This is a genomic window from Zunongwangia sp. HGR-M22, assembly GCF_027594425.1.
Taxonomy (GTDB): domain Bacteria; phylum Bacteroidota; class Bacteroidia; order Flavobacteriales; family Flavobacteriaceae; genus Zunongwangia.
Genome location: NZ_CP115159.1, coordinates 74,707 through 90,744, shown reverse-complemented (window position 1 = coordinate 90,744; position 16,038 = coordinate 74,707). Strand labels below are relative to the sequence as shown.

The following is a 16,038-nucleotide window of genomic DNA, read 5'->3' as shown; positions in this document are numbered from 1 at the left end:
ATGAATATTATAAAAACTGGCTTAAAATTTCTAGAAAGCGCTCATGAGGCTATCATAAAATTGCCAATATTTCTAAGTATCTCAGCTATAAAGTAAATCTTACTCATAAGAATTCTTAATTCTACTTATGTATTCTGAAAATATTTTTGATTCTGAAACTGATCGCAGGTCAAACATCTTTCCACTCGGTCCTAAAAAATCAAGACATTATAATCCTATATGTTCATAATTATTTTTTAGCATTAATTAGAGAATCTATTGTATAATTTTTATTCATCATACCAACTAGACCAAAAGTTGTTCAAAACTAGAAACAAAAAAGCCTTACATCTCTGTAAGGCTTTATTTTACTGGTGGTCCCACCTGGGCTCGAACCAGGGACCCCTTGATTATGAGCTGCTTTCTAAGCAAATTAAGCAGTCGTAAATATCAATATAATTAATTGAAAAACAATGTTTTACATATTTTTTGATATCATTTGATATCATCTGAAATCAAAGAAAAAAGGCAATCTGCGTGCAAATTACGTGCAAATTTTTTCACTAAATTTATAAGACCTGAACTCGTGCCTTAGCCTATGAAATAAGGATTTTTATCATCACCTAAAGTATAAATCTTATGAAAACCAGTCTAATTTTAACACTAGATAAACGTCGAAAAACACAAGATCATCAATATCCAATAAAAATACGGCTTAGTCATTTCTCTAAATCTACCTCAATTGCCACCGGTCACAAAGTACCTATTAACAGCTGGGATGAGAATCGAAGACGTATTAAATCCTCCTATAAAGGTACCTCAAAGTTAGGACAATTAAATAATTTATTAGCTAAAATTATCGTTGAATATCAGGACATTCTGAACGAACTGCACGATTCGGGAGAACTAGATTACCTCTCTATTAAACAGGTAAAGGCTAAACTAACCGGACAAACAACTTATGATTCATTCTATCAATTTGGTGATGCAAAAGTGGAGGAGCTTCGTGCTTTAGGTAGATATGGAACAGCAAAGAATTATGAACATTTATTAAATGTCCTTAGAACATTCACGCGCGGTGCAGAAGTAAAATTCAACGAAGTTAACTATCAATTTTTAAAAGACTTTGAGCGCTATCACTTATCTAAAAAAGGCAATAGCATTAACGGAATTGCCTCTTATATGCGTACTCTGAGAGCTATCTATAACAAGGGAATCAAAGAAGGCCTTATTAAAAGAGAGGCATACCCATTTTACAATTATCAAATTAAAACGGTACCTACCGCAAAGAGGGCTATTAAATTAGAATCCATACAGAAGATATTAGTTCTAACCGTTCCAGAGACCGATTTCATGTTTCACTATAGGAACTACTTTCTCCTATCTTATATGTTATTTGGTTTATCTTTTATCGATTTAGCTTTTTTAAAAATCGAAAACATCGTAGATGGTAGAATTCGATTTCAGCGTAAAAAGACCAGTAAGGTTTATGATATAAAAATCACTAAACCTATTGAGGAGATTTTAAACTATTATACGAAAGGAAAGACTAGCAATGATTTTATTTTACCAATAATAAAAAGAGAGGAACCTGAACTTCAATATAAAGATGCCAAAGATGCCTTGCATCGATATAATGCAGGTTTAAAAAGAATGGCGAAATTATGTGACATCGAAGAAAAGTTAACTTCTTATGTTTCAAGACATAGTTTTGCTACTCATGCTTTATTAAAAAATGTTCCATTGATGGCTATTTCCTCGATGTTAGGACACTCCAAAATTAATACAACTCAAATTTACTTAAGGTCCCTACCCACCAACATTTTAGATCAGTATCAAGAGGAAATGAACCAATTCTGAACACTTAAGCTTTGTTAGGTTTCCATTCTAATTTCCTAACTCAAGCTGATTTTTAATTAAATCAAAATATTTTGCCCTATTTAAAACTAGTTCTTCGTGATTACCTATTTCGACAATACACCCATTTTCGAGAACCACAATTTGATCTGCATTCTTCACAGTAGATAATCGATGAGCTATGATTATTGCCGTTTTCTTCTTAAAAAAATTATTTAGGTTTGAATGAATAATTTTTTCATTTTCGGCATCCAATGCGCTGGTTGCTTCATCAAGAAATAAATAATTAGGATTTTTATAGACGGCTCTAGCAATAAGTAGTCGTTGTTTTTGGCCCCCCGATATTCCATTCCCAGAGGCTCCTATTTTTGTTTTTAACTTTAAGGGTAAATCATTAATAAAGCCTTCAATATTTGCAGTTTTAATAGCTTTAGTTAATCTATTATGGCTAATATTTAATTCGGATGTAGCAATATTTCTTTCAATAGTGTCGGAAAAAATATACCCCTCTTGCATCACTACGCCTGATTTACCACGAAGAACGAAGCTAGAAATTTTATTTATATCTACTTGATTGTAATAAATTTTTCCATGGGTCGGTCTGTAAAATTTCAATAATAACTTCAATAATGTAGTTTTCCCACTACCACTTGCTCCCACAATTGCAGTAGTTTTACCTTCAGGTATGAACAAATCTATTTGTTTTAAGGCATAAGATGATTTTGGACCACCATATTGGAACGATAAATTCTCAATTTTTATCCCTTTCTTATTATTTTTAGATGTAGGAATTACATCAAGTTCTTTGCCATCTTCTTCTGGATGATTTTGGACTTCCTGGAGTCTACTAAGACTTAATTTTGCATCTTGCAAAGAACGGAAGAAGTTGATTAGTTGACTAATCGGGGCATTTAGTTGACCGATTATAAAGGAAATCGCTAATAATGTTCCTAAAGTCATTTTCTCCTCTATGACATAAGAGGCAGCAAAATAGGTTACAAAAATATTCTTTGCTTGGTTAATTAAATTAAATCCTGATAATTGAAATTGATCCACCTTCAACAATCTAATATTAATTTGCAATAAACGCTTTTGAATTTTTTTCCAATTATTACGCTTATAACTTTCTAAATTGTTCAATTTTAGTTCTGCAACTCCATTGATTATTTCATACAAAGAATCCTGATTCTCACTTTTATGTTGAAATTTATAATAGTCTAAAATCCTTCTTTTCTTCAACCATACAAGAGACCATATGATAGATAATGTTGTCAAAAGTATATAGATAAGCAATATAAAACTATCATAATACAATAAAACTATTAAAAACGTTGAAAGACTTATAACCGAAAAAATAGTTATTAAACTTTGAGATGTCAGAAAATTCTCGACACGTTGATTATCTTGAATTCTTTGATTAAAATCACCTATCATTTTTGTTTCGAAGAAGTTGATAGGTAAGCTTAAAAGCTTTTTCAAAAAATCTGAAATTATCTGAATACTTACTTTAGTACCGACATATAGCATTAACCAATTCCTAAAAATCTCGGTTATAATAGTTCCCGTTATCAAGCTCAATTGTGCCAATAGAATAATATTTATAACGCTCATATCCTTTGTATTGACACCATCGTCAATTAGACGTTGAGTTAGAAATGGCAAAACAATATTGATTAAACTCCCAATCATCAATAATAAAAACATTAAAGATAACTGCCGTTTATATGGCTTGAGATATGATAGAAGCCTTTTTAGTGGAAAAGGAGGTTCAATAGGAGGATCTTTCTCAAAAAAAGATTGCTTCGGATTAAGGTATAATACAACACCCTCGGTATTATTAGATAACCAATTTGATTTAAAACTCTCATACTGGACTTTAATAAATCCATGCGCTGGATCAGCTATTAAAAAATATCTTTTTTTTGAAAATTTACTTCTATAAATTTTCTGAAGAACGACAAAATGATTCTGATTCCAATGTAAAATACAGGGCAACAACTCCTTTTTTTCCATTAACAATTCCAACGAAACTTTGGTAGGAAATGTTTTGAAACCAATATCCTGCGCAGCCAATTTGATACCTTGTAACGAAACTCCCTCTTTGGTTAAATAAGAATTTTTCCTTAAATATTCTATAGGATAATCTTTTCCATGATGGTTTGCTATCATTTTTAGACAAGCTGGCCCACAGTCCATTTGATCATGTTGCGGAGAAAATTTCATTAATTTTGAATGATAGGATTATTTATCACTCAAGTTCTTACTTGAGTGATAATAGTATTCTATTTTTGCAATTGTATATTCTTTAGATTTTGCTTGTTTGTCTGGTATGCTCCTGTTGCAATCGAATAATATAGATTTGAATACAAACTTTTAAAAAATGATGCCCATTCACTATCTAAAGTTTCATCTATCCATTGCTCGATTTGAGTATAATCATAAGAATAATTACCGTGAAGCGCTTTCTTAATTTCAATAAATTTAAATAACGGTTTTAGCGCACATGGAATATTATATTTATTCATTGACAGATTTCCAAATGCCTTTTGGAAATATTCAAACTCCTCATCAGAATTTTTTGAAATACTTGAAATGGAATTTACAGTTTCTGAAAAGATTTGATGAAACAAACCTGTAATATCGTTCTGAGAGTTAAAGTCATAAGATTTATACTTCCAATTTCCCTTTGGATAATTTAAATTTTCGTTTCCAGTCATATGTGAAATAGTTGAGTTGACCAGACTACAAGCTTCCAAAATTTTATTCTGTTTAAAGTATATTCTTATAATATTATGAATCTGTTGAATTTTATGGCCATGCATAATTCCATGATTAGGAAGGAAATAGTCATCATTTTCAATACTTTTATTCGTATAACTTAAGGCTTCCTGAAAATCATTAAGTTTATAAAAATAATATGCAATCACAGGTAGGGCTACAAATGAGGTGATCTTTTCTTCATTCTCATTTAACTCAAGGGAATCATAAATTTCAGCAATTTTTTGTTGATCCTTAATATAGGATCCAAATTGGTTCATTCGAAGTTTGTTAACTCCTTTAATATAGATTTGATTCATTTCCAGTATTTCGGGAATATTTTTATTTCTTGCTTCTTGTTTAATAAAATCACTGATACCACTTTGAAACACTGCTGAGCTAATTTTCGGTAAGCTATTATAATTTATATGTCTTAGTTTATATACAATTCTATTTAGTGACTTCTTGTCAAAATTTCCATGTTTTATTCTAGAGTTAAATTTTTCCTTTACTAAATTCATTTTACGATCTTCGTCAAAATTGTGAACACAATAGTCAATACCCTCATTTTCGACCCGAACTTGAGAACATCCTCCATTACATATTGGTAAAATTTTGCACTCTAAGCATGGTTTATTTCTGAACCTTGTATCCTCTAGTCGTTTTTTAACTCGCTCTTCATTCCAGTCAATATTCCCGTTAGACTCAAGAATTCCATCTCTTGATTCTTTACTAAACTCCCTTGCTGTACATTTAAAAATATCACCATTATAATTTATGGTAGCTTGATTTAATTTATCAGCATAGCAAGAACTTCTAATAGAAGCGCTACTTTCTGCCACTGATGCAACTGTAAAATTTTTCAATCTAAAAGCAGATACTATATCAGAAATCTCTGTTTTTAAATCTTTTTTCACTTGCCATACTTTATGAAACGAAAAGGTCAAGAATGGTCTTTCAAGATTCGAAACATCTTCAAAATCATCCATAATATCAAGTATACCAGGCAATGTCTCTTCAGAAATATTAATCCGTGCTGTTACATGAAATTTATTTTTTAAACAAAGTTTAATGTTATCAATAATTTCATCGTAAGATCCTTTCGTTTTGGATACATACCGAACTTTATCATGTCTTTCGCGGTTTCCATCAAGCGTAATCTGAAAATCATCTACACCATATTTCTTACATTCATCTAAAAGTTTTTGATTTATTAAATATGCATTTGTTGTAAAACTTGACTTGAACCGAATATTGTTTGCCTCCATTTTCGGATAAACATGCTTCAATAATGGTAAGATTGTTTTATTAAAATACAATAATGGTTCCCCTCCAAACCATTTAAGGCTAAATCTTTTTAACTTGTCCTTCTTTGAATTTATTAAGTTATCAATATAAAGTTTTATTTTATCTAAGGTTTCATCTGAAACCTTAGAGTCTTTAATATGAGACTCATAACAGTACCAACATTTAAAATTACAATTCATAGTAGAGTTGATTGTAAGTTCAAAATTCGTCTCGTCAAAATCTACTCTGTCGCTTATAAGCTTAATCTCTTCAAGCTCATCTGTATTACTAGAAACAATAAATCCATTCTCCACCAATGTCTGATAAAAGCTCTCATGTACTTCTTTTAACTGCTCTAGGTTATTTTCGTTTGTACTAGCCTCAAGTAATTCATATAATATCGGCTCCAATACAACAAACCTATCACTAACAGTATTATATCCTATTATCTTTTCATCTTTGGGATAAAATATATTATAAAAGCTAATTTTCATACTTCAATTTTAATATTAATAACAATTTATTGATGGGAAGCCCATAAGGACTTCCCAATCAAAATCAATCTAATCTTTATCCTGTGGACAATAAAGATTTTCAGGACAACCATAGTTGTCAGGTTTGTCAACCTCATCTTCAGAAAGACTACTATTAACGGTGCTAATTCCTCCTTTTAATTTACCTTCTTCAGTTTCCTGAAGTTTTTCCATTTTACTAAGTAAATCTTTGAAATTTTGCTTTTTCATTTTACGTTTAAGTTTAAAATTTAATCTTCACTAGGACAGTAAACATTTTCAGGACAGCCATAATTGTCAGGTTTGTCAACCTCATCTTCAGAAAGATTGCTATTTACAGTACTTATGCCACCTTTTAGTTTACCCTCTTCAGTTTCCTGAAGTTTTTCCATTTTACTAAGTAAATCTTTGAAACTTTGTTTTTTCATTTTGTAAAAATTTTAAGTTTTAGAGTCATATTTTATAGAGATTAACTCATGTTTTGCTCTCCCTTGCAAGGATATTTTTATACTTTCAGAAGGATACATAATTAACTATTCTTATCCTGCTCTATTTTGTTCATCTCTATTTCCAGATTTCGTAGTTCTGGCCTTGATTTTAGAATTTCCAAACTTATATTCCAATCCAAGCCTGAAATATCTATTATCGTTGTAATTATAATACTCCTGAGGCACGCCATTTGTCATTGCCCTGGTTGTTCGAGCAGATGTTTTTAAGATATCGACAGCTGAAAAATTAAGGTGTAATTTTTCATCAAAAAGTTTTAACCTAAATCCTAAATCAACAGAAACCGATGATGATGTTTTAAATAACAACATCGTTTGGGGCGCCCCATAATTAAAAGTGAATTCTGCAGAAGCTAATTTGCTTAAAGTAAAATTATGGTTAGAATAGAATTGAAAGTTAAAACCTTTATTAAGGTCTGTAGACAATGAGATATTATTGATATATGAAGAACTGAAATGGTAAAAGGTAGCTTGTGTAATGGTTTTCCACCATGAAAAAATATCTTTTAAATAAATCTGACTAGCTCCTATAACTGTAGAATTATAGAAATTTTTACGAATATATATTTGTTGATTATTTTCTCTATCAACAGATGGTATTTGTCCATAGCCATTTCGAGATATACTTGAAAAAATTCTAGAAATAATTGAATTTTTATAGCTGTATTTAAATTCGAAATTATGAGAAGTTTGAGGCTGCAAAAATGGATTACCCTCTGTATAAGAGATGGCATTTATATACCAACGAAATGGATTAAGATCTGAAAATTGAGGCCTACGTATTCTTCTACTATAACTAAAATTATAAGAGTTTTCTTTATTTGGGTTGTGATTAAAATAAATGGTTGGAAACAAGTTTAGATAGTCTCTGGAAAATTCAGAGGAAGTAGTCAATGAATTTCCTTTAGTCTGTGTTGCCTCCAGACGAAGACCTAATTTTAAAGTCCACTTCTCATTTATATTTGAAGTTGCATCTGCATATATAGCTTGAATATTTTCATCATAATCAAAGTGATCATTCTGCAGAATTAAATCATCGCTTCTACCCAAAAGATTCTCTGAAGCAAGTTGATTTACAGTGTTTGTGAAAGTCATCTTACCTCCATAAGAAAACATAGTCTTTCCTATTGGATGTAAGATATCTAAATTAAAATTGTAATTGGTGACTTCCTGAGTATTGGATGATATCACGCCATAGTTTTGTGGATTATAATCTATTCGTTCACTTGTAAAAACGCGGCTTTGATCATTTTTATATTGAAAGTAATCAAGTCCAGCTTCTAGTTTTTTTCCAAGTGTATCTAACTGATGTTCATATGAAAGATTTAAATCATGATTTTCGCCTTCTCTATCATTCATACCTTTTGAAATAACCTCTCCAACTCGAATATTTTGCGAATTAAAAATTTTGGTTTTATCTCTATCGTGGACATCCTTGTCAGAAATTGAACCTTGATAAGTTATTCCAACGGAAGATTTTGGAGTTATGTTATATCCCAGTGTAAACCTTCCTGATAAGTTATCCAATCGTTTTTTATAATCAGTTTTTCCTTGCCAGATGCCTTCATCATAACCTATAGTTGATTCAATATATTGTGCCTTATTTCCTAATGTTCCGTCTATAGAGGCATATAAAGAAAATTTATTTTTATTGAAAAGGAAAGTATTCCCGAGGGCATATCCAGAGTAAGTTCTTTGGGTATAATTTGATCTTGCATAATTATACCAACTATTTCTCTTAGGTTTTCTTAATACTATATTTATTAAACCAGCATTACCCTCTGCATCATATTTCGCAGGGGGAGACGTAATGACTTCTACACTTTTTATATTGTTTGAGGATATTGTATTCAAATAGGAAAGTAATTCTTCTCCTGACAATTGAATCAATTTTCCGTTGATCATTACACCGACTCCACTTCTTCCTATCATAGATATTGCATTGCCATTTGCAATAACTCCTGGTGTTACTTTTATGATATCAATTGCTGTTCCTCCGGAGGCTATCGTTGAATTTCCGACATTAAAGACTAACCGGTCTATCTTATTTTCAATGACAGGCCTTTTACCCTGAATAACAATTTCATTTAAAGATGTTGCACTCTCAGCTAGCTTAATAACTCCTAAATGAATATCTTTATTTTCTAAATTTATAGTTTCATTCCAAGACGTATATCCAACAAAACTAATTTCAACCTCATAAAGAGCACTAGATAATTTTAGTTCAAAGCTTCCTGTTTTATCCGTTGTTTTGCCTTTAACCTTATCTGTACCTTTTTCCGTCACTATAACATTTGCAAAAGCAACGGGTTCATTATTTTTATCTATTACTTTACCTGATAGATTTATCTGTCCTAACATAATGACAGGGAATAAAATATAAAATAAAAGGATAAATCGTAATTTCATTGTAGTAATTTGGAATTGTAAACTTATCATAACAAAATCCAAATAAACCCTAATACCCCACAGTTTAACTACGGTAAAACCACATTTTATACTAAGCCTAAAAGTCTGTACTACATAATCTTTCCTGAACTCTTATTATACAACCATATAATTAAATAAAGCCAATACAGCCCTGAATAATCTAACGTTATGTTCTAAAATTTTACTTATGCAAATTAAATATGAAAAAATACCTTCATAATCAACTAAACCAAATGTTCCCTGACCCCATAATTTAATTACAAATATCTGTAGAAAATTAAGGGAATTTCATGAGTCCTAAAATGGAAAAAGCTCCATAGGCATTAGGAGCTAAAATTTTAGAAAGAAAGTTTATATAAGGAGCATTTATATATAACCACTTTGTCTAGCTTTTTCTAATAAAGCTTTATTACCATCTCCAGAAACTCCAAAAGTTTCTTTTAACTTCCTTTTTCTATCTTCTATAGCTCTTAGTGATAAATGAATATAGTTTGGTAAATCTTTAGTTTTTGTTCCTAGTGAGAGTTGGTAAAGAATGTTTCTATCAGTCTCATCAATTAATGAATTTTTGCTAATTTCAGAATGTAAAAGTTTTGAGACTTTTGATCCATAATATGGTGGAGAGGTGATCACTTTGGCAAAACATCTTTTTAGTTCCTCAGATGTTGTTTCTCCTTTCAAAAGGAATCCGTCAGGATTTATATTTAGTAAAATGTTATGCAGACGAAATGGATCTCCTAAGACAGTTAAAACTATAATTTTAATCTCGGGAAAGTTTAATTTAATTTTAACCCCTAAATCCTCCCCGGATAAGATTTTATTTTTTTCGCTAATTGGGAAATTAATATCTAAGAAAACAATGTCAAACTTCATTTCTTCCAATAGGCTCCAAGCTGAATCACAACTATCTGAAGTTTCTACTGAAATTATATAGTTATCGAGAATAATTTTTGAAAGCACATTTTTATAGCCTTCCAAAATAATATGATGGTCATCAACCAATAGTATTTTTAATACTTTTTTATCATTCATAAACCATTGTATGTTATAATTTAATACTTAACTCAATTATAGTTCCATCAGTATTTGATTCAATAGACAATTTTCCGTTAATACTTCTTGCACGGCTTTTCATGTTTTTCAATCCAATTCCCGAAGATGATTTATTAGCTACAAAGCCTGTTCCGTTATCTTTAATCTTTACGATCATATGCTTTTTTATTACATTGATACTTATATTGATCAGTGTAGCTTGCGAATGCTTATGTATATTCGTAATTGATTCTTGAATTATCCTATACAAGTTTATTTTTATATTATTCTCTATTAATTCCCAATCAATATCATCTAGACTATCTAATTGAATATTAATAATCTCTGATTGCCTTTTTAAATACTCTTTTAAAATCAGTTGAAAATCAATATCTACTTGGGAATCTTTATTAAGTTGATGAGATAACAGTCTTATTTCTTCTGCAATTTTTTGAATTTCGTAGATGTATGCTGCCCGCTTTTCCTTAATCTCTTTACTATCATCTTCATTTAAAGAGTCTAAGCTAATTCTTAGCCCAAATAAACTCCCTAAAATGCCATCATGTAATTCCCTAGAAATCCGCCTTTTTTCTTTTTCACGCTCCTCTTCAATTAAACGCTGTTGAGATAAAATTAAAGAATAGATTTCATGATTGGCTTGTTGTTTTTGGTTGAATAATTTATTTTTTGCTCGTTGTGCTTTAATAATATATAACAATGAAAATAATAATAAAAGTGCTATTGATATCAGTGAAATGAGAATGACCTGCTCATTTAATCTTTTCGTTTTAGAGATATATTCATTCGTTTCAAAACGTATTCTAGCAAATTTGTTTCTAACGGTTCGCTCTTGCTTTTGTAAACTATCATTAATGTCAATATATCGATTGGAATAATAAAGAGCACTATCCTTTTTAGCTTTTGATAAGAGCTTTAAAGACAATAATAAATCTCTAGTATTTTGGCTTTCAAAAGACATTTTTCTAGATAAATTTGCAAATTTAATAGCTTTAGCTGTATCTCTCTTCCCCAAAAAATATTCTGATAGATGTAATTGATTAATACTTATTCCTGTTTTTAGATTTAAATCTTTTCTTATGTTCAAAGCTTTTTCAAATTCATTAAGCAACTGATTTGTAGTATCTCCTAAATGAAATCTAGCATAAGCCCGATTATCGAGAAGCATAGCATATATCTTAGGATTATCTTCCTGAAGATTTTTAGTAGTATTTAGTGCTTTTTCAAAAAATTCAATGGCAGCCGAATAGTTCTCTTGGTTATTATAAACTACCCCAATATTGTTATAACTTGAAGCTAAATCTTTTGTATCACCTAATCTATAAAGGTTTTTTATGGCCTTTCGGTGATATTGAAGTGATTTTTCATACTCCTCCAATTCATTAAAAATAATTCCAAGATTATTATATGCGACATATAATGTATGATATTGATTTGAAGGCTCTAGTAATTTAATAGCCTGAGATGTTGTCACTTCACTACCTGTATAATCTTTAATATTCTTTTGAATAATAGCCATGTTAAGTAGTAATCTTGCGGAGTTTAGCTTATCATCTAGCGTACTGTAGATTTTTTGTGCTTTATCATAATAGTAATATGCACTATCTTCAATATTGTAATTATGATAAAATTGTGCTAAATCCCAATAAGTTGAAGAAATTCCAACTGAATCCTGAAGTGAAATTGAAGATTCCTGAGCTAAATCATTGGTTCGAACAAACATTAAAGAATCGTCTGCCTTTAGATATTTATACGAAAGATCAATAAGCTTATCATTCTTTATACTATCATTCCGCTCGGCAATAGCATCTTGATAGGTCGCGTATAGTAGTGAATCTATTCTTGAAGCATCTTTATATAATTTGTCGCTTTTTTTTATATTAGTATCAATAGCAACACTACTCTGATCTTCTAGGTTACAAGAAAATGAAAGTGCAAGTAAAGTTATTATTGCTATCCGGAATTGCCTCAAACTATATTACGCAGAATGACTTTTGATGCTAAAGTAAAAAATTATAAAAGACCTTGTAGATTACAAGGCCTTTTAATTTTATCAATTAATTCGAACCGTCATCTTCGCTCTCTTCTTCACCATCTTTTCTATCTATGACTTCATCTGCTTGGTCTCCAGTACCGGCAGTTACATCTTCATGTTTATCATTAATAGAATTTGGTAATTCTTCGGGTTCACAGGAATATATAATGCTTATAAAAAAGGCTAAACCTAAAAGGTTTTTAATTGTTTTCATCTTTATTGGGTTATAATTAAACATTGGTTTTTCAGCACTCTAACTGAAAAATGGTTTAGTGTTTAATCATGCATGATGAACTGGTAGTAATTCCAGCTTTAGGTACAGAAGCTTCTTTCTTAAACCGTGGTAAAAGTAATTCAACAATCAATCAATCAGCCAGATGAAACCATGCATTTAGTGAATTAGGTATTTCTATTAGTGTGTGGTTGGTGAATTTTAGTTATTGAAGATTTCAATATGTTTAATGTGTTCTAATTAAATGAAATTGCTTTGTGCTTTAATAATTCCTCAAGGGATTGAAGATTATGTCTATAAGACCTAGAAAAAGGAAGACTGATATTACTATGATCTAGAAAGCATTTCAGTTTACCAAAATTAATCCTGGATAAATGATTTTTGTTAATAATATAACTGTTATGGATTCTTATAAAACTACTTGGCAATACACCTTCAAAAAATTTTAATGTTTTAAATGCACTAATATTTTTTCCATTAGTCATAATGAAATCAGTTGCATTATTATCAGCCTTTAAGAATAAGATTTCTTCAATTTGCAATATGGTATAATCCTTATAAGATTTAAGGCATAACACCTCATTTAAACCATATTCTTTGCTCTTTATTAATTGAAGAATAATTTTGCGAATTTCTAACTCCTTCCCAGGTTTTAATATGTAATCATAAAATTTATTCTTTAAAGCTAAATATGAGCTTGAAGTATCTTTAGATAAGGCTATAAATTTTGAGTGATTTAATAAGTAATCTTTAACCTCTTGACAAAATGAGAAAACATCTCCAGAATAAGAATCTAAATTTATAAACAAAACATCAGGATTCAATTTCAATATGGAATTCATACCCTGCTCATAGTTTTCAGTGATTCCTAGACATGTGAATTCGTTATACTCATTAATTAAGTCACATAAATTCCGCGTAGTTGTCTCATCGTCATTTATAATATAAAAAGAAATTCCCAACTTTTTTGATCAAAATTAAATACTGCTTATTTTCTATTATGTTGGGTTTCCCACGTTTATTATGCGGCAATACCACATAATTCATTTACAGTATACTGAGCTATAGGGGGGATTTGGTGCATCATTCTGGCTTTTTGAGTACAACCACGTAATCATATCATCCTTCTTTTCTTTTTGAAACCTACTGCTCCTAAAGCTTAAGTCTATAAATTTTAAATTTAAAATCTGGATTTTACTCAAAGTTTAAAGTCCTCAAATTACGTTAAGAAACTAATTTTATAATTTACAAAGTAAATGGAAGAAAACCATGCTTTATATTAAGAGTATTTAAAAATTGATATTCAGCTCATAATGTATACTTCGTCCTCCTCCTTGAGGTTTCAAGATACCTTTAGAAGTCATATCCCGTAAATCTCGGGTGGCGGTGGCTTTTGAAGTTTTGGTTAATGATATATATTTCTTTGCGGTCATTCCTCCTTCAAAACCTTCAACACCTTTATCGAACATTTTTAAGATCACTTTTAACTGGCGATCATTTAAATTCTCCCGATGTTGATCCAGAAATTTTGCTTTTTTTAAAATAAATCGAATAACTGCTTTAGCATTTTTCTGGGCGGTCAAGATAGTCTTACAGAAATAAACAATCCAATCCGAGATATTCAGAGAGCGCTGAGCCATTTTTAAGGCTTGGTAATACGCTGCTTTATTTTGTTCGATTGCAGTGGATATACTTAATACTAATACTCTACCTAAAGATTCCGAAAGACATTTATCAGCTATGGCTCTACCTATACGTCCATTTCCATCTTCAAAAGGATGTATCGTTTCAAAATACAAATGAGCGATAGCTGTTTTGATCAATGAACTTCGAATATCATTATTTTCAATATCAAATTCCTTGTACCACTGTATGAACTGTTTCATCTCCATAGGAACACGATGAGATGGAGGAGCTTCGTAATGAATTTCTTCTCTCCCGTATCTCCCTGATACTATAAGCATGGGTTCCTCTCCAGATCGATAAGTCCCTGCCTGAATATACCTGGATCTGCTAAATAACATCGCATGCCATCCCTTAATTAATCGCTCGCTTAGAGGTTCGGAAAAGTTTTCTCTTACCTCCACCATTAATTCTGCAATCCCCCTGGCATTGATATCTCTAATAGTAGCACCATCTCCAATACCTAATCGATTTTTGATCGATGACATTACATCCTGACGACTGTAATATTCCCCTTCAATCGCTGAAGTTTTAATGGCCTCATCGATCATAAATTGTATAATCGCATCTTGTCTAAAGTCAGAAGGCAGGCTATCTATAATCCCTTTAACTTCACCTGTCTCTGAAGCGAATTCAATCACAATATCATCGATAGCTTTCGACTTATAGTCAAAAGAAGGCCAATTTTCAATTTGCCAGTTATACATATGAGCCAGATAAATGCATTATTCAAATCAAATATACGACTTTTTTGAGCCGAATAATTAAAATAATCGGCTCATAATTCTTTATAAGCAGTTAAAATTAATGAAGAACTTAAAATACATCCCCTCTAAAACCACACTATAATGTGATTTTAAAGGGAAGATCAAATAAGTTCTTCGAAAAAACTGAAAATACCACACTATAATGTGATTTTCCATGTATTTTTATATTGATCAGCAATAACTGGATTGATATCCATTATAATGTGTGATAAGATAGTGTCACCACTAAAAAAAGTCTCACAAAAATGCAAGACTTTAAAAACTGAGTTTAGAATTTTTGAAAATCAATCCATATTCCAAATAGCTAAAAAACGCTCTTTAAATGCTAACGCTTCCGTTTTAGAATTACAATCTTCAATATATAACTTCATTGACAAGATTCTTTTTTGTCCACTGGGATGTGAGAAAACTTCTCCTCCAAATATCTCCTGAAGTTTTTCAAAATCACCTTGAATCAATTTGAATTTTTCCGGCTTTTTAACATGAATCAAATGAATTGCGATCAGGTCTGCCAGATACTCGGCTTTTTGATAATCATTGGTGCTATTCCCCTCTGGAATAGCCGCTGGAAGATTAAAAATTTTAGCCTGCGGTAGCGTAGCCATATGAGCTACTTCATGAGCCAGGGCAAAGAGCTGAATGGCTTCATTCTCTAAATCAATCAATCCCTGACTCACCTCTAAATAATCAAAAGCAGCACCCGCGTCAATATTCAAATCTTCAGCGTTAAAATGAATTTCTTGTGGAGGATCCACATCAGGAATATCCTTAAACAGCGGGATGACAGAATCTTTGTACAAACTTACCAGCTTTTCTTCTGTGGTTTCCGATTGGAACTCCGGGTTGGATAAGTCCTCATCATTGCTCTGATTTTCGGAATGATGCTCATCACATGAGCATAAGATTCCAAGAAGGAGAAGCAAAAAATATTTATTCATTCTTT

At 30.9% G+C, this 16,038-nt stretch carries 12 protein-coding genes; 1 reads left to right on the top strand and 11 read right to left on the bottom strand.

The genetic code is table 11. The features are described from left to right. Window positions 1-618: 618 nt before the first annotated feature. Window positions 619-1,839: a site-specific integrase gene (locus PBT91_RS00315; protein ID WP_270059821.1), complete on the top strand. Its 1,221-nt coding sequence runs from the start codon at window positions 619-621 to the stop codon at window positions 1,837-1,839. A gap of 27 nt (window positions 1,840-1,866) precedes the next feature. Here PBT91_RS00315 and PBT91_RS00310 read toward each other — a convergent pair whose 3' ends face one another. The 11 genes from PBT91_RS00310 to PBT91_RS00260 form a co-directional block, all read right to left on the bottom strand. Then, window positions 1,867-4,059 carry a peptidase domain-containing ABC transporter gene (locus PBT91_RS00310; protein ID WP_270059820.1) on the bottom strand — a complete coding sequence of 731 codons (2,193 nt, stop codon included), beginning with the start codon at window positions 4,057-4,059 and terminating at the stop codon, window positions 1,867-1,869. Between the two features lie 59 nt (window positions 4,060-4,118). After that, complete coding sequence (locus PBT91_RS00305; RefSeq protein WP_270059819.1) at window positions 4,119-6,374, bottom strand: radical SAM/SPASM domain-containing protein; 2,256 nt, start codon at window positions 6,372-6,374, stop codon at window positions 4,119-4,121. A 69-nt stretch (window positions 6,375-6,443) separates the two neighbouring features. Then, complete coding sequence (locus tag PBT91_RS00300) at window positions 6,444-6,623, bottom strand: hypothetical protein (protein ID WP_270059818.1); 180 nt, start codon at window positions 6,621-6,623, stop codon at window positions 6,444-6,446. Window positions 6,624-6,643: 20 nt separating this feature from the next. Next, window positions 6,644-6,820, bottom strand: coding sequence for a hypothetical protein (locus PBT91_RS00295; protein ID WP_270059817.1), 177 nt, complete (start codon window positions 6,818-6,820; stop codon window positions 6,644-6,646). Between the two features lie 111 nt (window positions 6,821-6,931). Further along, a complete protein-coding gene (locus PBT91_RS00290; protein WP_270059816.1) occupies window positions 6,932-9,307 on the bottom strand; it encodes a TonB-dependent receptor domain-containing protein in 2,376 nt (791 codons plus the stop codon). Between the two features lie 387 nt (window positions 9,308-9,694). After that, on the bottom strand, window positions 9,695-10,360 hold the full coding sequence (locus PBT91_RS00285; RefSeq protein WP_270059815.1) for a response regulator: 666 nt from the start codon (window positions 10,358-10,360) through the stop codon (window positions 9,695-9,697). Window positions 10,361-10,373: 13 nt separating this feature from the next. After that, window positions 10,374-12,350: a tetratricopeptide repeat-containing sensor histidine kinase gene (locus PBT91_RS00280; protein ID WP_270059814.1), complete on the bottom strand. Its 1,977-nt coding sequence runs from the start codon at window positions 12,348-12,350 to the stop codon at window positions 10,374-10,376. Between the two features lie 85 nt (window positions 12,351-12,435). Beyond that, window positions 12,436-12,651: a hypothetical protein gene (locus PBT91_RS00275; protein ID WP_270059813.1), complete on the bottom strand. Its 216-nt coding sequence runs from the start codon at window positions 12,649-12,651 to the stop codon at window positions 12,436-12,438. 230 nt (window positions 12,652-12,881) lie between these two features. After that, the gene (locus PBT91_RS00270) at window positions 12,882-13,607 is read right to left on the bottom strand and encodes a LytR/AlgR family response regulator transcription factor (protein WP_270059812.1); all 726 of its coding nucleotides are present in this window, start codon (window positions 13,605-13,607) and stop codon (window positions 12,882-12,884) included. 327 nt (window positions 13,608-13,934) lie between these two features. Beyond that, window positions 13,935-15,035, bottom strand: a complete 1,101-nt coding sequence (locus tag PBT91_RS00265) for a Fic family protein (RefSeq protein ID WP_270059811.1) — start codon at window positions 15,033-15,035, stop codon at window positions 13,935-13,937. Between the two features lie 344 nt (window positions 15,036-15,379). Next, window positions 15,380-16,033, bottom strand: a complete 654-nt coding sequence (locus tag PBT91_RS00260; protein ID WP_270059810.1) for a hypothetical protein — start codon at window positions 16,031-16,033, stop codon at window positions 15,380-15,382. Window positions 16,034-16,038 lie beyond the last annotated feature (5 nt).